Consider the following 17,969-nt stretch of genomic DNA (forward strand, 5'->3'; position numbering starts at 1 on the left):
CTGCGGCAGGAGCTGCCGCTGGAGAGCCAGGGCGGCGGTGCGTTCGCGCGTGTAGCGGCGGGCGTTGTCGATGGACACCGCGGCCCGGGCGGCCAGCTCGTCCGCAACCGCGACGGCAGCACGGTCGAAGATTCCCGACCCGCTGTGGCGGATGAAGGTGACGAGGCCCAGGGCCGTGCCACCGGCGCGCAACGGCACGACCAGGGTGTCGTCCTCGAGCACCAGCCCGCCCGAGGCGAGGCTGCGGTGCTGGGGCGAGCCGTTCGCGTACTCCACCGGATGCGGGTGACGGTTCAGCGCCCCGGCGGAGTGCGCCGGGCCAGAGCGGGAGGAAGCGCGGATCAGCTCGACCCCCGTCGGACCCGTAACGCCCGGCACCTCGCCTTCCAGCACCGCCGGAGCGAGGTCGACCTCGACGGCGTCGGCGAACTCGGGCACCGCCACCGCGGCCAACTCGTCGGTCGTGGCGATCACGTCCAGCGTGGTGCCGACCCGGCGGCCGGCCTCGACCAGCAGATTCAGTTGCCGCTGCGCCTCGTAGCGGTCGGAGATGTCGAACGCGTCCTCGCACACCCCGAGCACTTGGCCGTCCGAGTCGTGCAGCCGGTAATAGGAACAGGACCACAGGTGGACCCTCCCGGGGTCGCTGGGCTGCTCTCCGAGAAAGTGCAGATCGAGGATCGGCTCCCCGGTCTCCAGCACCTGGCGCATGACCGCATCCAGCGATTCCGGATAGCCCGGTGTCACGACTCTGCCCCTGGGGTACAGCTCGTCGGCCGGCCCGCTCCGGAGTTCCGCGAGCGGCCGCCCGAGCTCCTTCTCGGAAGCGGCGTTGCACCAGACGAGACGGCGCTCGGTGTCATAGATGGCGAAACCCAGAGGCGACTGGGTGGCCAGACCGTCCAGCATGGCCAGCCGGGACTCCCATTCCACAAGCTGCTCACGGTCGGCCGCCACGACGACGCGCTGTGCCGCCCCGGTTCCGGCAAGGTGACAAACCGCGGTGACGAGTTGCAGGCGGTGACCGTCACGGTGGACGGCGATCTGCAGGTCGCGCTTCGGGAAGGACAGGGTCGGCGCGTCGGCGGGGCTCGCGGCGAGCGGCTCGGCCGATGGGGGATCGGCTGCTGCCGTGGACGTCAGGTATGCGCCAACGGGCCGTCCGATGATCTCCGTCGGGCGATAACCGAGGAGCTCCTGCGCCGCAGGACTCCAGCCGATGACGATGTCCTGGCAGTCGACCACAAATGTGGCAGCCTTCGTCACGTCCAGCGGGCCACGGAAGTCGGTGTCCCCGCTCGCCTTCCTTGCGTAGCTCATGACGCCCTCACCGGCCCGATTCATCAGGTCCAGAGTCCGCCTGATGCTCACGCTGCGCAAACGATCGGATCGGGTCGTGCGTCCGCAGGCGGCGCGAACCGGCCCACGCCCTGCCCGTCAGCCGTCCGGCCGTCTCCCAGCAGGTTCCCCCAGGCCAGCCGCGCTGCCCGTACCCCTTACGTCATCCGGCTCGGTGTGGATGCCGGACGACTTGGATGAAGACGCCAAGCCGGCGGCTCGCGTAGGAGTTGCCCGCTCTGCCGTCTGCCGGCCACCGCGTCTACTTCACCACCGCGGCCGAACTGGCGGCGAAGTGCCACAAGGCCGCCCTCGAAGGCCGCTGGGCAAGCATCATGCGGTTCTTCGCGGGCCCCCGCCTGCTGGTGATCGATGAACTCGGCTACCTCCCGCTGCCCGACGACGGCGCCTCGGCCATGTTCCAGGTGATCAACCAGCGGTATCCGAAGTCGAGCACGATCCTCACAACCAACGTCGGCATCGTCAAAGCGCACTTGTTCCGGAGAACTCGTGCAAGGTGCTGGCGAAACTTCACAGGTTCGGCGGCGACCCTGTGCCGTCGGTGCTGTGGTTGAAGGCTCCGTCGGTGAGGACGGGCACGATCGCGCTGGCGTCGAGCTCCGTGGCGATCGCCACGTCGTCGGCGAACCCGCTCCGGGCCAGTTCAATGCCCGAGGAAGAGGCGGCTACGGCACTCATGACATCGGCGGTCTGCATGAAGCAAGCCCGCGCTGCAGCCGCCTCGCAGGACAGCGGGCCAACTCCTCGTGACTCCAGTTCGGCGATGATCGCCCCGGCGCCCAGCAAGTCCTCCAGCGCAGGTCGCAGGCTTCCGTCCGGCCACCGCTCACCAGCAGCGATCACCACGACGGGACGTTCTGCAGTTCCGTAGCCGTGCCGGGCCAGCCATCGTCCGACAGCGGTGGCGTTACGCAGGCAACCCGCCACCACCGTCGAATCGCCTGCCGCCGCGGCGATGGCGGATCCGTTGGGTGAAGGCAGCACAAGTCGCGGGATGAACGGGGCTTGCCGGAGGGCTGCCGGAGACAGCGACCACGGTGACGTCGAGGTGGCGGCTCGCCGCCCCACGGCCAGCGCCGCCGTCTTGTTCTGGGCAAACGCGGCCGCCGTCTCGTCGCGCCAGGCATAGGGAAAGACCTGGATCCCTGCTTCGACGGCGACGGTCACCGACGTCGTGAACGACAGCACGTCGACTACCACCAGGCAGGCGACGTCCTGCGCCAGCTGCTGGGCACCGGTGGGGCCCCACTCGAATCGGACGCCGTTCTCTTGTTGCAGGAACCAGTTGCTCATGGTGGTCGAGTCTGCACCGGTTGGATCAACGGGGAGGGCTATCTGGTGTTCGCGAGCTGGGCAGGCGCCCGGGGTCGACGTGGTTGGCGAGGTAGATCAGGGTGGCCTGCGGGTCCATGCCGAAGGCTGCGGCGACGAGCTTGGGGTCCATGGTGTTCACCAGGTTGAGGAGGTGGGTGCTGCGGATCGTCCTGGGCGGGTATGCGCAGTCGTCAAGGACGTGGGAGAGCTAGGCAGTTGAGGCCGGGTTTTCGCCCAGCCTTCGTTCCATTGGTGACCATCACGTGCGGGTTGGCCGCCGGCCATGCCTCGCGGCGGCCAGGCAGCGTTGCAGTACGGTCCAGGAGGCCGGGTCCAGCGGGATGGAATGGGGTCGCTTGCCGAGCCGGACCGTCTGGGCCGCCGGATCGATGTCGGTGATCTGCAACAGACGGACCTCTGTGCTGGAGGCGCCGTGCAGCAGGGGTTGACGAGACGGAACGTATCGTCTAGCTTCTAGTTCGTCGGCGAGCAACTGGTGCTCCTTCTGCTTGCCGCACGATCCTGTTCGCCTAGCAAAGGACTGCTCTTGCATCCTGCTCCTGCCGGCACCACCGTGACTGCTCCTCCTCTCACCACGTCTCAGCTTGCTCTTGCCGAGGTGACCAAGCGCTATGGCGACCGCATTGTGCTGGACCGCGTGTCTCTCACTGTCCGGCCGGGCGAAAAGGTCGGGATCGTCGGGGACAACGGCTCTGGGAAGTCCACGCTTCTGCGGCTGCTCGCAGGGCAGGAGCCGGTCGACAACGGCAGCCTGACCGTCACAGCACCAGGCGGCATCGGCCACCTTCGCCAGACTCTCGATCTGCCCGATTCGGCGCGCGTGGGCGATGCCGTGGACCACGTGCTGGGCGAACTGCGCGCCCTCGAACGCCGTATCCGGATCACGGAGGCGGCGCTGGGCACGGCCGGCCCCGCCGAGTTCGAGCACTACGCCGCCCTGGTGGCCGAGTTCGAGGCGCGGGGTGGGAACGAAGCGGATCGCCGTGTCGAGGTGAGCCTGCGCCGACTTGGCGAGCACGCGCCACTGGATCGCACACGTCCGCTGAGCACCCTCTCCGGAGGACAGCGCTCCCGGCTCGCGCTCGCCGCGACCCTGGCCTCCGCCCCCGAACTGCTGCTGCTCGACGAGCCGACCAACGATCTGGACGACGAGGCCGTGGCCTGGCTCGAAGGCCATCTGCGCCGCCATCGAGGCACGGTGATCGTGGCCACGCACGATCGGGCGTTCCTGGATCGCGTCACCTCCACCGTGCTGGAAGTGGATCACGATCAGCACACGGTACGGCGCTACGGAAACGGATACGCCGGCTTCCTCGCCGCCAAGGCGGCGGCTCGGGCCCGTTGGGCGTGGGATCACGAGCAATGGCGCAATGAGGTCGCCCGACAGGAACACCTCGCCGACTCCAGTATCGGACTGCTGGCCGAGATCCCCCGCAAGGGGCCGTGGGCCTTCAGCGGCGCCGGCGCTTTCCGAGCGCGCTCGCGGGCCCACGGCGCACAAAGCCGCATCCGTAACGCACGCGAGCGGTTGCAACGGCTCACGGAGCACCCCGTGGCGCCGCCTCCGCAGCCGCTGCGGTTCACAGGCCGCGTCGAAGGCACGCCAACCGTCGAGGAAACATTAACGGCAACGCACCTGGAAGGCGTCCTGGTCAAAGGGCGGTTGTACGTCCCGTCCCTGAAACTCGCCCCTGGCGACCGACTACTCGTCACCGGCCCCAACGGTGTCGGCAAAAGCACCCTTCTCCGACTGCTGGCAGGGGAATTGACGCCTGACGCCGGTATCGTTCGCCGACCGCGGCGGGTCGGATTCCTACGTCAGGAGAGCGCGCTCGATGCCGCCTTCGATGACCGAACGCTGCTCGCGGCATTCGCTGCCGACAGGGCGGGGCAGCCCGACGAGCACGCCGACGAACTGCTTGCGCTCGGCCTGTTCCACGCCGTCGACCTCGCTGTCCCCGTACGGGCGCTGTCCGTCGGGCAGCGCCGCAAGCTCGAACTGGCCCGGCTCGTGACGGCCGGCCCACTCGATCTGCTGCTGCTCGACGAGCCGACGAACCACCTGGCCCCCGCCTTGGTGGAGGAGATCGAGGCAGCCCTGGCCCGCTACACCGGCACGCTGGTCGTGGTGACGCACGACCGGCTCCTGCGCGAACGCTTCCACGGGCCCCGCCTGGAACTACCCATGGCCGCCGAGAAGGCGCGCCAGAACTGACGACCTTGAGCCGCTCAGTCATCCGCGCCGAATGGCCCCGCAAGCCCTGGCACGGCCTCGCCGACGTCGAACTCGCCACCGCGGAATGGGTCGACTGGTTCAACAACCAGCGCCTCCACACAGCGATCGGAGACATCCCGCCCCACGAGCACGAGACCAACTACTACGCTCAACTCCAGCCCCAGCCGGCGGCTGGAGTCAACGCATAAAGCCTCCACCGATCCCGGAGCGGTTCAGTGCGCGGTGAACGCGAAAGACGTGTACTGCGCGGATTCAACCGGTCGTCGCAACAGCGGCTTCCTGGACGGATAGTAGATGTTCGTTCAGGGCTTCGGCGGGTGTCTTCCAACCCGGGGTTTTGCGGGGCTTGTTGTTGAGGGCGAGAGCGACGGCCTCGAGTTCGTCGGCCTGGCATCGCGACAGGTCTGTGCCCTTGGGGAAGTACTGGCGCAGCAGTCCGTTGGTGTTCTCGTTGGCGCCTCGCTGCCAGGGGCTGTGCGGGTCGGCGAAGTAGACCTGCAGCCCGGTGTCGATGCGGAGTTGGGCGTGCTGGGCCAGCTTCTTGCCGCGGTCCCAGGTCAGCGAGCGGCGCAGCTGCTCGGGCAGCGTGGTGATCGTGCCGGCGATCGCATCCTTGACGGCCTCGGCGCCGCGGCCGGCCAGTGCCGGGCCGTTCTTGACCCGTGGCTCGACGCCGTAGCCGTCCATCCGGAGCAGGTGCAGCAGCATGGTGAACCGTGTCGTGCGCTCCACGAGCATGCCGATCGCGGACCGGCCGGTGCCGATGATGAGGTCGCCCTCCCAGTGCCCCGGGACCGCGCGATCCTCGCTGGTCAGCCCGCTTCGGCGTCTCACCGCCCGGGCGACGAGGCCGAGTTCGGCCATCAGCTTCACGACGGTGTTCACCGAGACCCGCCAGCCCTTGCGGACCAGCAGGATGAAGATCTTCGGTGATCCGTAGGTGCCACCAGACTCGGTGAAGATCTCCTTGATCTCGTCGGCCAGCCGCTGTCTGCGCAGTTCACGCCCTGTGGGCCGCCGGTCGCGCCACTTGTAGAACCATGACTCGCTCACGCCGAGAGCGCGGCGCGAGACGGTGTGCGGGATGCCGTGCCCGGTCCTGTTGTCGCTGAGCACCCCGGCCACGGCGGCCGGGTCCGCCGCAGCTGCTTCACCCACAGGACCGTGCAGCGTTTGAGGACATCGCGCTCCATCCCCAGCTCCTTGTTCTCCCTTCTTCAACGCCGCGTTCTCCGCCGTCAGCCGGGCGATCAACGCGTCCTTGTCCTCCGGCGTGGCGTTCTCGGCCCGCTTCGCCCGCGAGACCCAGCTCGCCAGGGTCGTCTCGTTGATCCCCAGGTTCTTCGCGACCTCGGGGACCGGCTTCCCGGTCTCCGTCACGATGCGTACCGCCCCCTCACGAAACTCCGCCGTGAACTTGCGACGCTTCTCCGCCATGACAACCAACATCCCCCTGCTGTCACGGACTCCACGCTACGAGGGGAACCTCACACCGCATGTCACCTCACGTCCATGAGGCCGCTTCGAGTGCTTCGGGCGGGTGTTGCCGCGCCAGGGCCGGCGTCTCGGTGCCGTCTCCGGTGGTTGCGGCGACGTCGATGTCCGGCTCGCGAGCCACCGCACCGGCCAGTCCGTCGCGTACTCCGAGTGGCGGCTGCTTCAGGGCGTGGGAGTCCGTGTGAGGCGCTCCGCCAGCGTGGCTGCGAACTCCTCGGCGCGGGACAGTCGGGTGCGCAGGTCCTCGACCCGCTGCTGGGCGGCCTGCTCGAAGCCGCGGATCCGGTCCAGCAGTGCCTCGCGCTCCTCGGGCGGCAGTTCCTCGCCCGAGTCGAGGCGGTCGGTGGCCTCCAGCAGGGAACGCATTTCGTCCAAGGTGAAGCCGAGCGGCTTCATACGGCGGATGACCATCAGGCGGGCGACATCGGCCTCGGTGTAGAGGCGGAAGCCGCCCTGGGAGCGTGCGGAGGGGATGACGAGGCCGGTCTCCTCGTAGTGCCGGATCGTGCGCAGCGACAGCTCGGTCCGTGCGGCGACCTCGCCGATCTGCATGTGCTCGCTGCTCACGCCGGGTGCCTTCCTCGTCTCTCGCCACGGCCGCGAACGGCCGCCGCCAATCTCTACCCTAACGTTAGGGTAGAGTAGCCCTGGTGCTGGGTCGGCTGCCTGCCGTGCCCGTTCCCATGGTGCGGGATGGCGTCCCGTGACCATCAGCCGTGTCGGGGCCGACGACGCCCCCGGCGAAGACCGTAGTCCGCAGGAGAGAGCGTGCGCATGCCCATGATGCCCGGCGCCGCTGTCTGCCCGCCGTGACCCTTCGCCCCCACGCAGCGCCCGGTTCCCTCACGGGTCGCCTCGCTGTTGCCCACTGACCTCGGTCCGCCGCTCGCGGACTTCGTGGCCGGCCGCCCCGGCCTTCCACGCCTTCCTGCGCGCCCGCAGTGATGCCGGGCGCGCCCGAGCACGACAGGTTCCTTACGTCTTGTCCTCCTCCGCACTGTCCCCGGCCGCGTGGATGCGCGGCTCCCGGCGTCCGTCCTGGCTGTCCGATCCGAAGGTGTTGCGCACCGAGGTGCTGGCCGGTCTTGTGGTCGCCCTGGCGCTGATCCCCGAGGCGATCTCGTTCTCGATCATCGCCGGGGTCGACCCGGCGGTCGGCCTGTTCGCCTCGTTCACCATGGCCGTGACCATCGCGATCGTCGGCGGCCGACCGGCCATGATCTCCGCGGCCACCGGTGCCGTAGCCCTGGTCATCGCCCCACTGAATCGCGAGCACGGCTTCGGCTACCTCGTCGCGGCGGTCATCCTCGCCGGCGTCTTCCAGATCGCCCTCGGCGCGCTCGGCGTCGCCAAGCTGATGAGATTCGTGCCGCGCTCGGTGATGGTCGGGTTCGTCAACTCCCTCGCCGTCCTCATCTTCATGGCGCAGGTGCCGGAGATGACGGACGTGCCGTGGGCCGTCTATCCGCTGATCGCGGCCGGGTTGGCGCTGATGGTGTTCTTCCCGAAGGTCACCACGGTGGTCCCGGCGCCGCTGGTGTCCATCGTCATCCTCACCGTCCTCACGGTCGCGGCCGGGATCGCGGTGCCGACCGTGGGCGACAAGGGCGCCCTGCCGTCCTCCCTCCCCGTGCCGGGCCTGCCGGACGTGCCGTTCACCCTGGACACGCTGACGACCGTTGCACCGTACGCGCTCGCCATGGCGCTGGTCGGCCTGATGGAGTCGTTGATGACGGCCAAGCTGGTCGACGACATCACCGACACCCACTCCTCCAAGACCCGCGAGTCCCTCGGCCAGGGCGTCGCCAACATCGTCACCGGCTTCTTCGGCGGCATGGGCGGCTGCGCGATGATCGGCCAGACGATGATCAACGTGCGGGTATCCGGTGCCCGTACCCGGTTGTCGACTTTCCTGGCGGGTGCGTTCCTGATGGTGCTGTGCATCGTCTTCGGACCAGTCGTCTCCGACATTCCCATGGCCGCGCTCGTCGCCGTGATGGTCATGGTGTCGGTGGCCACCTTCGACTGGCACTCCATCGCACCGAAGACGCTGAAGCGGATGCCGGCCGGGGAGATCACCGTCATGGTGGTCACCGTCGCGTGTGTGGTCGCCACCCACAACCTCGCCATCGGCGTCGTCGTCGGTTCGATCACCGCGATGGTCATCTTCGCCAAGCGCGTCGCCCACCTCGCCCAGGTCACCGCCGTCACCGACCCCGACCACGCCACCGTCGTCTACCAGGTCACCGGCGAACTGTTCTTCGCCTCCTCCAACGACCTCATCGGCCGGTTCGACTACGCCACCGACCCCGCCAAGGTCGTCATCGACCTGTCCGCCGCCCACATCTGGGACGCCTCTTCCGTCGCCGCCCTCGACGCCATCGAGACCAAGTACGCCCGTCGCGGCAAGACCGTCGAGATCATCGGGCTGAACGAGTCCAGCGCCCGGATCCACAAGACGCTCAGCGGCGAACTCGCCGGCAGCCACTGACCGGTATACGCACGCAGCCAAGAGCCGCGGCGACATCACTCCCCGCGGTCCTTTCCCTTGCCACGTCAGTGGCCGGCGCGACGCCGAGCCCCGGACGCCGTAAGCCCCGCTCGCTACTGCCGGAACAAGCGGTTCAAAGAGCGTTTTGTCCCGGTGGGTGTGTTTGATAACCAGAGCTCCGACCTGGGGTTACGGCTGTTGAGCAGGTTCAATGTCGGCGTGGATGATTCATTGTGGGGCAGGCTGTCGGCCGAGGCGCGAGCGGAGGTGGACGGTCTCATCGCCGCCGGTCGCAGCGTGCAGGCGATCGCGGTGATGCGTGAATGCGCCGGCCCGCCGCGGCCTGGTCTTCATGAGTGCGTTGATCTCCTGGATCAGCGGTTCATGGCCCTGCGGGAGTAGGCGGTGGTGCCGTGCGGTCGGTCAGGCGTCGCGCCAGTTCGCGGTGGATTCGCGGGTGAGCCTGCGGCTTATGAGGTCGATCACCGCGATGTGGATTATGGCTTCGGAACGATGGGGGTGCGTCTCGTAGTCGCGGGCGAGGCGCCGGTGGTGCATGAGCCAGCCGAAGGTCCGCTCGACCACCCAACGTCGGGGAATGACCTTGAATCCTGTGACGCCAGGGTCGCGTTGGACGACTTCTACGTCGATGCCGAGGCGGGCGCCGTGGTCGATGCCCTTGGTGCGGTAGCCGGTGTCGGCCCACGCTTTGGTGATGCCGGGGTTGGCGTCGGCGATCTGGGAGAGCAGGTGGATGCCGCCGGCGTTGTCGGAGACGCTGGCGGCGGTGACCCAGACGGCCACAGGAAGATCGAGCACACCATTGAGTACCTCGACCTGGTGGGCTCCTGCCATCAGTTCGTGGCCACCCCGGGTCGGCTCGTTCCGCGGCTGCGGGGCCAGGAGTTCACCGAGGACGAACGCGAGACCGTCCGCCGCGGCATCGCCAGGGTCCGCGCAGCGGCCGAGTGGCTCGAAGCCGCAGTCGACCACGGTGAGTTCACCCTGGACGACCAGCTGACTCAGCTCCTCAAGGGCGAGTAGGCCATGGCCCGTCAGGCCCGGCCGCTCGCGGAGCACTACGGCGACCTGGTCCGTGTCGCCCTGATGGAAGCCAGGCCCGCCGGCTTGCAGACCAGGCAGTTGGTCTCCGCGACCCGGCTGACGAAGTCGCAGGTTGAGCGGGGGATCCGGCACCTGCGGGACGTTGGTGCCGCCGAGCACCTGACCCCGATCGTCTGGCGCCGCCGGGACGGATACATGTTCTCCGAGGACCCGGCGGACTGGATCGAGTACGAGAAGAAGCAGTTCCAGGAGATCCTCGTCCGGCTCACCCGGATGATCACGGGCACGCTCGCCCCGCACCTGGCCCGTCATCCGGACGACGAGTGGGCCCAGCTGGCATCCGCCCAGCTCACCGGCGTCCGCGCGACGCTGGCCCAACTGACCAAGTAGTCCCCACCCGACACACCTTGCCGAGCTCTTCATGCGAGCCTGTTCACGTCGCCGCAGCCGCTATCCCTCAGACACCACCACCGCCGAGTGGGCCTTGATCGAGCCGCTGTTACCGGTCCCGGCCTGCCAGACCAAGACCGGCGGGCACCTCGAGAAGTGGCCGAGGCGGGACATCGTGGATGCGATTCGCCACATCGTCGACAACGGCGCCGAATGGAGGGCTCTGCCTGCCGATTTCCCACCATGGGAGACGGTCTACGGCTTCTTCGCACGGTGGAACCGGGCCGGGGTTGTGGCCTGGATCCGTGACCAGCTGCGGCGACGGATCCGTACGAACCTCGGCCGCTGCCCCTATCCCGTGACCCTGATCGTCGACTCGCAGTCGGTGAAGGCCGCCGACACCGTCTCGAAGGCCACGCGCGGCTATGACGCCGGGAAGAGAATCAACGAACGCAAGAGACATATCGCCGTCGACACCGAAGGCATGCCTGTGATGATCATGGTGACCCGCGCAGACATGACCGACCGCGACGCCGCCCGCGAAATGCTGTTCCGCCTTCGGCTCACCCACCCCAGCTCACCCAGGTCTGGGCCGACTCCGTATACGCCGGCCAGCTCGTCGACTGGGCAGGAGACCGCCTTCATCTGACCCTCCGGACCGTCACCAGGCCCAAGGACGCCAAGGGTTTCGTCGTCCTTCCTCGCCGTTGGAAGGTGGAACGGACGCTGGGCTGGATCATGCACGCCCGTCGCAACGTGAGGGACTACGAACGTCTCCCGCAACATAGCGAAGCCCATTTGACCTGGTCACTTATCACTCTGATGACCCGGCGTCTGACCCGAACTGCAGCAGCGCAGAAGGCTGCCGGACGGCGGTGAGGGCGGGCGTAGTCCCGTAGCTGGCGACGGAGCACCTTTGTGCCGCAGGTTCCAGTGGAGGCCTCAGCGTTGAAAGGCCGGCGGAACCTGGCGGCCATCACCCTCATGACCAGGCGCCTGGCCCGGAAGGGCGCCACGCCCAGCCGGCCGAGGAAACCGGCGCCGGCCGTCACCTAACGGCGCTTCTTCTACTCGGCGCCTGCCGAAGTCCGGCAGCCCAGAAAGCCGCCGGACGACGGTGAAGTACCGGCTGGTCGAACCTAGAAGAAGGGGAGGTGGCCTGTGAAGGCGGTCTGGAAGTACGTGTTCTTGGCGAAGTGCTCCAGATAGCGGGGATCGCTCACCTCGAGGGTAAAGGAGGCGGACGTGCCCTCGTCTTCGTCGAGATCAGTGGGGTCGTCCTCGCGGATCTCCCAGGAGACGATGATCTCTTCGGTGCGGCGTGCGAACTCGTCTGGCTGCGGAGTGAGTTGGATGTAGTGGGTGCCGTCCGAGAAGCCTCGCCCGCCGTAGGGGTGGAGCTGGCCCTGGTAGAACTCCTCCGCTTTTACGCGAGGTATGCGCACCTGGGTGGAGCCCTCCTCCAGCAGGTAGCCCTTCTCGTCAACACGCGCCTTCGGGCCGAGGAACAGCTCGAAGAGCTCTTTGAACTCGGCTTCCGTCGCGGCGGAGACAGGCCCGGCACCGAAGTCACCGCCCTCCTTCCAAGCATCCATGATGAGCTGCAGCCCGAATGCGGGCCCTTGGGAGAACCCATAATTGTCGGGATCGCGGTACTGCACGCTGCCGGTGAGGACGTTGCCGCGCCGCGGTTCTGTGAAGACATCAAAGATGTAGGTCATGGGCTTGGAGCCTAGTGATCAGGACTGACATCTGCCCCATTGCGGCTGAGGAGTCAGATCAGCGGCTCTCGCGCACAGCAAGCCAGGGCAGGCCACGTCGCCTGCTCGTGTTCCCCCCGGGCAGGGGAAGTGCGAGTCGGTGTCCCGTTCGGCCAGATGACCAGGGCAGCCCAGGATCAGAAACACGCACTTCAGGTGGTAGCGCAGTACTTCCACGGCCGCTTCCGGGGTCCGCCGGCCGACCAGAATGCTCGTGCCCAGCCCATGACTGAGGGCGAGCGAGCAGGCGTGCGGCTACGCATTTCCCGAGCCGCCTGCTACGCCCTGCCGCTCAGGCTCGCGGCCCACGGGGCTGCCGGACCACAGCCCTTCCGCACCAGGTTCCTGCCCGGTGACCAGCTGCTGCTCTACACAGACGGCGTCACCGAGGCCCGGGACGACAGTGGACGCTTCTATCCGCTCGGCGAGCGCACCCACCTGCTCAAGGATGGTGTCCCGCCTAGATGAATGAGTCCGATGTTCTTGAGAACGGGCCAGCGACCGGCGTACGAAGGTGCCCAGGCCCGGCCGTGGCTCGACCAGGCCCTCGCGTTCCAGCACCCGGTACGCCTCCAGCGTGGTGTTCGGGTTGACCGCGCAGGTCTCGGCGACCTCCTTGGCCGTCGGCAGCCGGTCCCCCGACACCAGTACGCCCCGCCGTAGGGCCTGCTTGGTCTGCAGGACGATCTGCTGATAAGGGGGACCCCGCTCCGCTTGTCGATGCGGAACTCCAAGATCACCATCACCATTCCACTGCTTAATTAGTGGAATGGTGATGGGGGCGGCGAGTGATCCTCTCAACGCGGGTCAGAGCGGGGAAGAGACTTGGTGGCCGGTCACTTCACTCGGACGATGTCCCCGCTGCCCGGCAAGCAGCTGGGGATGTCTTTGACGACCGACACGGCGAGGACGGCCATACGTCCGTCCGGGGCGAATCCGGCGGTCAGCAGCAGGTGGCCGTTGTCCGGCAAGCCGTCCGGGTCGATCCGGACGGAGTTCGGCGGGTCGCCCTTCTCGGCCCCGCGCAGCCCGGTCGACGCCCCCGGGATGGCCTCGGGCCGAGGCTCGGTGCAGGCGGCGCTGGGTTCCAGGGCAGTTGCCGGTACGCCGAGCTCGTCCAGCGCCTTCTGGAAGCCTTCCAGCCCATCGCGGCTGTCGAGGCGCAGGAGCAGGGTGCCGTCGCTCTCCTTGGTGACCGCGTACGCGGATGAGCCGATCGTCTGCGCCCCATGACCCGGGAGGGAGAGGACGGGCAGGGCCACCGCGGCGGCCACGCCGGCGGCGACACCGGCGACGGCGAGGGGCAGCCGCAGGCGTACGGTCCGGGTCCGTCGCGGGGCGGGCCGGGCCTCGGCGGCGACAGACGTCAGCAGGGCGAGGGATTCGAGTTCGTCGCCCAGACGCTGCTGGAATCCGGTCGGGCGGGGGGAGCTGAGGGTGCTGGTCACAGCGTGGTCTCCAGGGTGGTTTCGGGGCGGCGGGTGGTGGGCGACGGCGTCGATACGGGGGCGGGTGGCCGCCGCACGGCGGGTGACGCGGCGGGAACGGCACGCAGGATCCGTCGGGCGCGGTGCAGTCGTACGCGTACGGTGGTCTGGCTGGTGCCGAGGGCCGCGGCGGCCTCGCGGGGCGTCAGACCGTCGACGGCAACGAGGTCGACGACCTCCCGCAGCGGCTTGCTGAGCGCGCTGTGCCGGACGGCCAGCTCCCGGGCCGCGCGTTCCGCGTCGATGCGTTCCTCCAGGGCCGCGATGTCCTCCTCGTCCAGCAGGCGACGCCCGTTCAGCCGGGCGACCGCGTCGCGCTCCCGCGCGTTGCTGCGGAAATGCCCGGACAGGACGTTGCGCGCGATGCCGTACAGCCAGGCCCTGGGCGCCCCTCGGCGAGGATCGAAGCTGTCGGCCGCCTCCAGCGCGGCCAGGAAGACGTCGGCCGTGAGGTCCGCGGCGAGATGCGGGTCGGCGACTCGGCGCGTCACGAAACCCAGCAGGGCATCGAAGTTCTCGTCGTAGAAGGCCCGGAAGCCCGCCGGGTCGGTGCGGGACGGGGCGGTCGGCCCTGGATCGTGCCGGCCGGAGCCGGGATGTCGGTCGGGATGGGGCATCCGTTCCTCCAAGGGGTCCAAGATGTCCGAGGGGGCCGGGACGGTCGCCCGTACCGGCCTGTCACCCTGCTCTTGGCCGCCGGTCCGCCGAGTGTTACATCGATCTCGAAGGCGTTGAGCGCGGCCTTCCACCGCTGTGACCAGCGTTTGCGGCCCTTGCCGGTGGGGTCCAGGCTCATATGGCCATGCAGACGCATTCAATGCGGCCTGCTTGGACTCCGCTGGCTAATTTGCTCAGTAGGGTCGGGGACTGGAAACGGAGCAACGGCCACCGCGCCAGTTCCCGACCCTACTTAGTGGTCGTAGGCGATCAGGGATCGTTTGATCTTGGCGTCGGTGGTCCAGTTGTGCCAGATGCCGGCTGCGAGGGCGAGGAGGCGTTGGCCGGTGCGGGCGAAGACTCCGGCGGGGGTGATGCCGCCGTGTTGTTCTAGGCTGAGCTGGCCTTTGAGGGTGTCGAATACGGCCTCGATCCACTGGCGGACACGGGCGAGTCGGCCGTGCCGGACCGGCTCGTCCTTCCGGTCCGGGCGGACCGGATGCACGCCAAGGCGTTCGGTGGGGAACGCCTCGAACTCCCGCCCGGCGAAGCCTTTGTCGGCGAGGATCACCTGCCCGGTGCGGACGAGGTGGTGGTCGCGTTCCGGCAGTGCGGTCATCACCTCCCGTTCGCCGAGTTTCGGGTTGGCCAGGCACCAGGTGACGGGCATGCCTTCGGCGGTGGTGACCAGATAGAGCCGGAAGTCCCAGAAGAACCGGGAGTGGCTGCGGCAGTAGCCGTAGCCGGCATGACCGGCCAGCTCCGAGCGTTTGACGGTCTCGCGCAAGGCTGCCCAGGGCAGAGGTGTGGAGTCGATCAGACGCAGGTCGTCGTTCCAGGTGGGGACCTGCCTGGCCAGGGCCTCGATCACGTGGCTGATCAGCGGACCGGCCGCGTTCAGGCGCTTGTTGTAGGCCGATTGCTGGGGCAGGTAGCGGAAGAGGTGGCCCAGCCGGGCGTGGGCGAAGCGGATCCAGTGCCGCGCGGAGGGGAAGCCGAGCAGGACCTGGGCGACCGCGAGGCACAGCAGTTCGGCGTCCGTCAGTTTCGGGGGTCGCCCGATCCGGCGACGAGGGGCCACATGGTCGTCGATGAACACGTACAGTGCCGCCAGAAGGGCGTCCAGGCTGGTAGTCACATACGAGCCAACGGGCGCCCTTCGCCATGGTCGCGGCCCGCACAAACATCGGACTCATTCATCTAGTGGTGTAACCGATCAAGGTTCGGGAACGCGCGGGTATCTGCCCGGGGCGTGCATCCGATGTCGGTGACTGCTCTCTGAACAGAGGCAGGCCACCGCGCAAGTCTCCCTGGTGAACGGCCGGTTCAACCACAGGGAGGTGCACGATGGCCTTGTCCCAGTCTGAGCTGATGCGGCTGCTGGAGTCACTACGTACGGCCGACCGAGTTGAGACAATCAGGATGCTGTGCGAGCGCATCCTGCAGGAGCTTATCGACGCGGAGGCGACCGAGGTCATTGGTGCCGTCCGTATGAGCACTCCGAGAAGCGCACGACCTGGCGCAACGGGCACCGGGAGCGGCTGCTGACCACCCAGGCCGGCGACGTCGATCTGAAGATCCCCAAGGTACGGACCGGGTCATTCTTCCCCTCCCTGCTGGAGCGTCGCCGACGCATCGACCGGGCGTTGTTCGCCGTGGTGATGGAGGCGTATGTGCACGGGGTGTCCACCCGTTCAGTCGACGATCTGGTCAAGGCGCTCGGGGCCGACAGCGGTATCTCCAAGTCCGAGGTCTCCCGGATCTGCGGTGAGCTGGACGAGGAGCTGACCGCGTTCAAGGAACGGCCGCTGGACCACACCGTTTTCCCCTACATGTTCCTGGACGCCACCTATTGCAAGGCCAGGGTGAACCACCGGATCGTCTCCCAGGCCGTGGTCATCGCCACCGGCATCTCCGCCACCGGTCACCGCGAGATCCTCGGGCTGATGGTCGGCGACAGCGAGTCCAAGCCGTTCTGGACGAAGTTCCTGCGCTCCTTACGGGCCCGCGGCCTGGACAACGTCCAGCTGGTCATCTCCGACAGCCACAGCGGCCTGGTGGCCGCGATCCGCACCGTCTTCCTCGGCGCCGCCTGGCAAAGGTGCCGAGTCCCACTTCGTGCGCGATGTCTTTGCGGTGATCGAAAAGGGTTCCGCGGAGATGGTGGCCGCCACCATACGCACGATCTTCGCGCAGACCACTGCGGAAGCCGTCCGCAACCAGCTCAACGTGGTCGCCGACATGCCGGCCGAGGATTATGAGTCCTTTGAGGATCTTGGCGGCCCTTGGGTTTCCAGGCTGATTCGCGGCGTTCTTGCAGGTCGGATTGGGTGAACTGTGCCGACACTCTTCTGCCTTTGTCAGTCTGTTCCCATCCTTGCATCCCCAACGCGTCCTCAACGGGTCTCCGAAAGGCAGCAGCGTAGGGACGGCAGGGTGAAAGCGCCTGCTCGGCTGCATGCCGCGAACTGACCGCAGCGGATTCCCGTTCCAGCGCGTAGACGGCTGCGATGACTCGTGGCATGCCAATACCGCGGGCGCTGCGGCTCACTGAATTGCGGTTGTCCGGGAGGCGAGGACGGCGGCCGCGGCAGACGTGGCGGCCAGGACGAGGAAGAGGGGCGGGTAGCCGTCGAGTGCCGTGGCGAGACTCGCTGCAGCCCAGGGGGCGAGGGCGGCGGCGACGGTGGCGGGGGCGGCGAGGAGGCCGGAGAGGCGGCCGTAGTGGGTGGTGCCCCAGCGGTCGGTGACAGCGGTGGCCTGGAGGAGGGTGAGGTTGCCTCGGATCATGCCCGCTGCGACAGCCAGGGCGACCAGTAGCGGGATCGGGCCGTTGACGAGGGCGAGGGCTGCCGTGGTCGCAGCCCCCGCGGCGGTCAGGACGACCGTGCGGGTGGTCGCGTTCGAGTGGCGCGCGAGTCTGGCGTACAGCGTGCGGCCAAGAGTCTGGCCGGCGCCTCCCAGGCCGAGGGCCCACGCCGCCATGGTTGGCCCGGCGCCGCGCTCCATCATCAGGGGCACGAGTCCGAAGACCACCGCGTACATCGCGAAGCCGTTGAGGGTGAGGGCACCGGCCAGCATCAGGAAGGGGCCGCTGCGGGCCACCGGCGTCTTGCCATGCGGGTGTTGGGCGGGCTGCGGCGGGGCCGGTGGCCAGGGGGCTCGGAGTGCCAGGGCGTGGGCCGGGATGGTGACGGCCGCGAGGATCGCGGCGAGCACGGTATACGTGGCGCGCCAGCTGAGGTGTTCGGCGAGCGTGGCCGTCAGGGGTGCGAAGGCAGTGGAGGCGAGGCCGCCCGCGAGGGTCACGATCGTCAGGGCGCGGACTCGATCCGGCCCCCACCATCGGGTGAGGGCAGCGAAGGCGGGTTGGTAGAAGGTGGCGGCCATGGCCACTCCCGCGAGCATCCAAGCCGCGGCGAAGACGGCCAGGTTGGGTGCATTCGCGATGAGCAGCACCGCCGCCACGCCCAGGGCGGAACCCGTGGTCATGACGGCGCGTGGGCCGATTCGGTCGAGGATTCGTCCGACCGGGATGCCGATGAGGGCGGAAACGAGCAACGCGCCGGAGAAGGCTGCGGTCGTCGAGGTCGCCGACCAGCCGGTGTCCGCGGCGATGCGGCCGTTCAGGACCGGGAAGGCGTAGTAGACGATTCCCCAGCTCGTGATTTGGGTGGCGCACAGGGCGGGTA

17 protein-coding genes and 7 pseudogenes are annotated in these 17,969 nt (G+C 68.2%); 10 read left to right on the plus strand and 14 right to left on the minus strand.

Features of this window, described 5'->3' with window-relative positions; translation table 11 throughout:
• On the minus strand, nt 1–1,320 hold a 1,320-nt coding region (locus tag ACTWQJ_RS25285), incomplete at its 3' end, for a PAS domain-containing protein (protein WP_443308868.1).
• 248 nt (nt 1,321–1,568) lie between these two features.
• Here ACTWQJ_RS25285 and ACTWQJ_RS25290 point away from each other — a divergent pair.
• The gene (locus ACTWQJ_RS25290) at nt 1,569–1,913 is read left to right on the plus strand and encodes an ATP-binding protein (RefSeq protein ID WP_443308869.1); all 345 of its coding nucleotides are present in this window, start codon (nt 1,569–1,571) and stop codon (nt 1,911–1,913) included.
• Here the strand turns inward: ACTWQJ_RS25290 and ACTWQJ_RS25295 are convergent.
• From ACTWQJ_RS25295 to ACTWQJ_RS25305, 3 genes are all read right to left on the minus strand, one after another.
• A complete protein-coding gene (locus tag ACTWQJ_RS25295; protein ID WP_443308870.1) occupies nt 1,870–2,652 on the minus strand; it encodes a 2-phosphosulfolactate phosphatase in 783 nt (260 codons plus the stop codon). The two genes, ACTWQJ_RS25290 and ACTWQJ_RS25295, sit on opposite strands and share 44 nt — an antisense overlap.
• A 25-nt stretch (nt 2,653–2,677) precedes the next feature.
• On the minus strand, nt 2,678–2,803 hold the full coding sequence (locus ACTWQJ_RS25300; RefSeq protein WP_443308871.1) for a hypothetical protein: 126 nt from the start codon (nt 2,801–2,803) through the stop codon (nt 2,678–2,680).
• 129 nt (nt 2,804–2,932) lie between these two features.
• Nucleotides 2,933–3,166: a hypothetical protein gene (locus ACTWQJ_RS25305; protein WP_443308872.1), complete on the minus strand. Its 234-nt coding sequence runs from the start codon at nt 3,164–3,166 to the stop codon at nt 2,933–2,935.
• 81 nt (nt 3,167–3,247) lie between these two features.
• Here ACTWQJ_RS25305 and abc-f point away from each other — a divergent pair, with 81 nt between their 5' ends.
• Together abc-f and ACTWQJ_RS25315 are read left to right on the plus strand one after the other, a co-directional pair.
• Nucleotides 3,248–4,909: a ribosomal protection-like ABC-F family protein gene (abc-f, locus tag ACTWQJ_RS25310; protein ID WP_443308873.1), complete on the plus strand. Its 1,662-nt coding sequence runs from the start codon at nt 3,248–3,250 to the stop codon at nt 4,907–4,909.
• Nucleotides 4,906–5,118 (plus strand): integrase core domain-containing protein, encoded by a 213-nt coding sequence (locus ACTWQJ_RS25315; RefSeq protein WP_443308884.1) that lies wholly within the window; start codon nt 4,906–4,908, stop codon nt 5,116–5,118. Before abc-f ends, ACTWQJ_RS25315 begins: the two co-directional genes overlap by 4 nt.
• Nucleotides 5,119–5,182: 64 nt before the next feature.
• Here ACTWQJ_RS25315 and ACTWQJ_RS25320 read toward each other — a convergent pair.
• The 3 genes and pseudogenes from ACTWQJ_RS25320 to ACTWQJ_RS25330 all read right to left on the minus strand — a co-directional run.
• Nucleotides 5,183–5,737 (minus strand): annotated as a pseudogene (locus ACTWQJ_RS25320) (IS30 family transposase); the annotation flags it as partial.
• A 27-nt stretch (nt 5,738–5,764) separates the two neighbouring features.
• Nucleotides 5,765–6,379, minus strand: a pseudogene (locus ACTWQJ_RS25325) (transposase); the annotation flags it as partial.
• Nucleotides 6,380–6,589: 210 nt separating this feature from the next.
• Nucleotides 6,590–6,994 (minus strand): MerR family transcriptional regulator, encoded by a 405-nt coding sequence (locus ACTWQJ_RS25330; RefSeq protein ID WP_443308874.1) that lies wholly within the window; start codon nt 6,992–6,994, stop codon nt 6,590–6,592.
• 415 nt (nt 6,995–7,409) lie between these two features.
• Here ACTWQJ_RS25330 and ACTWQJ_RS25335 point away from each other — a divergent pair, with 415 nt between their 5' ends.
• Both ACTWQJ_RS25335 and ACTWQJ_RS25340 read left to right on the plus strand, forming a co-directional pair.
• Nucleotides 7,410–8,918: a SulP family inorganic anion transporter gene (locus ACTWQJ_RS25335; protein ID WP_443308875.1), complete on the plus strand. Its 1,509-nt coding sequence runs from the start codon at nt 7,410–7,412 to the stop codon at nt 8,916–8,918.
• A gap of 153 nt (nt 8,919–9,071) precedes the next feature.
• On the plus strand, nt 9,072–9,320 hold the full coding sequence (locus ACTWQJ_RS25340) for a hypothetical protein (RefSeq protein WP_443308876.1): 249 nt from the start codon (nt 9,072–9,074) through the stop codon (nt 9,318–9,320).
• Nucleotides 9,321–9,341: 21 nt separating this feature from the next.
• Here the strand turns inward: ACTWQJ_RS25340 and ACTWQJ_RS25345 are convergent.
• Nucleotides 9,342–9,734 (minus strand): annotated as a pseudogene (locus ACTWQJ_RS25345) (transposase); the annotation flags it as partial.
• Between the two features lie 45 nt (nt 9,735–9,779).
• Between ACTWQJ_RS25345 and ACTWQJ_RS25350 the strand changes: the two are divergent.
• From ACTWQJ_RS25350 to ACTWQJ_RS25360, 3 genes and pseudogenes are all read left to right on the plus strand, one after another.
• On the plus strand, nt 9,780–9,962 hold the full coding sequence (locus tag ACTWQJ_RS25350) for a DUF6192 family protein (protein ID WP_443308877.1): 183 nt from the start codon (nt 9,780–9,782) through the stop codon (nt 9,960–9,962).
• A 3-nt stretch (nt 9,963–9,965) separates the two neighbouring features.
• Nucleotides 9,966–10,373: a hypothetical protein gene (locus ACTWQJ_RS25355; RefSeq protein WP_443308878.1), complete on the plus strand. Its 408-nt coding sequence runs from the start codon at nt 9,966–9,968 to the stop codon at nt 10,371–10,373.
• Nucleotides 10,374–10,404: 31 nt separating this feature from the next.
• Nucleotides 10,405–11,252: pseudogene (locus tag ACTWQJ_RS25360) on the plus strand (IS5 family transposase).
• Between the two features lie 260 nt (nt 11,253–11,512).
• Here the strand turns inward: ACTWQJ_RS25360 and ACTWQJ_RS25365 are convergent.
• Entirely contained in the window at nt 11,513–12,094 is a 582-nt protein-coding gene (locus tag ACTWQJ_RS25365; RefSeq protein ID WP_443308879.1) for a hypothetical protein, read from the minus strand.
• Nucleotides 12,095–12,395: 301 nt separating this feature from the next.
• On the opposite strand from ACTWQJ_RS25365, the pseudogene ACTWQJ_RS25370 reads away from it, so the two are divergent.
• Nucleotides 12,396–12,583 (plus strand): annotated as a pseudogene (locus ACTWQJ_RS25370) (SpoIIE family protein phosphatase); the annotation flags it as partial.
• 33 nt (nt 12,584–12,616) lie between these two features.
• Here the strand turns inward: ACTWQJ_RS25370 and ACTWQJ_RS25375 are convergent.
• The 4 genes and pseudogenes from ACTWQJ_RS25375 to ACTWQJ_RS25390 all read right to left on the minus strand — a co-directional run.
• Nucleotides 12,617–12,876: pseudogene (locus ACTWQJ_RS25375) on the minus strand (GntR family transcriptional regulator); the annotation flags it as partial.
• Between the two features lie 93 nt (nt 12,877–12,969).
• A complete protein-coding gene (locus ACTWQJ_RS25380; protein ID WP_443308880.1) occupies nt 12,970–13,581 on the minus strand; it encodes a hypothetical protein in 612 nt (203 codons plus the stop codon).
• A complete protein-coding gene (locus ACTWQJ_RS25385; RefSeq protein WP_443308881.1) occupies nt 13,578–14,237 on the minus strand; it encodes an RNA polymerase sigma factor in 660 nt (219 codons plus the stop codon). The genes ACTWQJ_RS25380 and ACTWQJ_RS25385 overlap by 4 nt, the downstream gene beginning before the upstream one ends.
• Nucleotides 14,238–14,530: 293 nt before the next feature.
• Nucleotides 14,531–15,415, minus strand: a complete 885-nt coding sequence (locus tag ACTWQJ_RS25390) for an IS982 family transposase (RefSeq protein ID WP_443308882.1) — start codon at nt 15,413–15,415, stop codon at nt 14,531–14,533.
• A gap of 209 nt (nt 15,416–15,624) precedes the next feature.
• Here ACTWQJ_RS25390 and ACTWQJ_RS25395 point away from each other — a divergent pair.
• Nucleotides 15,625–16,521 (plus strand): annotated as a pseudogene (locus tag ACTWQJ_RS25395) (IS256 family transposase); the annotation flags it as partial.
• A gap of 303 nt (nt 16,522–16,824) precedes the next feature.
• Here the strand turns inward: ACTWQJ_RS25395 and ACTWQJ_RS25400 are convergent.
• On the minus strand, nt 16,825–17,969 hold a 1,145-nt coding region (locus ACTWQJ_RS25400; protein WP_443308883.1), incomplete at its 5' end, for an MFS transporter.

The sequence above is a fragment of the Streptomyces sp. KR55 genome (genome assembly GCF_052245645.1).
GTDB classification, from domain to species: Bacteria; Actinomycetota; Actinomycetes; order Streptomycetales; family Streptomycetaceae; genus Streptomyces; species Streptomyces flavusporus.

What these genes read in the sequence shown, in the direction of transcription:
- ACTWQJ_RS25300 (WP_443308871.1), bottom strand. Translation starts at nt 2,803, where the DNA reads ATGGACCCCAAGCTCGTCGCCGCAGCCTTCGGCATGGACCCGCAGGCC.
- ACTWQJ_RS25385 (WP_443308881.1), bottom strand. Translation starts at nt 14,237, where the DNA reads ATGCCCCATCCCGACCGACATCCCGGCTCCGGCCGGCACGATCCAGGG.
- ACTWQJ_RS25295 (WP_443308870.1), bottom strand. Translation starts at nt 2,652, where the DNA reads ATGAGCAACTGGTTCCTGCAACAAGAGAACGGCGTCCGATTCGAGTGG.
- ACTWQJ_RS25355 (WP_443308878.1), top strand. Translation starts at nt 9,966, where the DNA reads ATGGCCCGTCAGGCCCGGCCGCTCGCGGAGCACTACGGCGACCTGGTC.
- ACTWQJ_RS25365 (WP_443308879.1), bottom strand. Translation starts at nt 12,094, where the DNA reads ATGACCTACATCTTTGATGTCTTCACAGAACCGCGGCGCGGCAACGTC.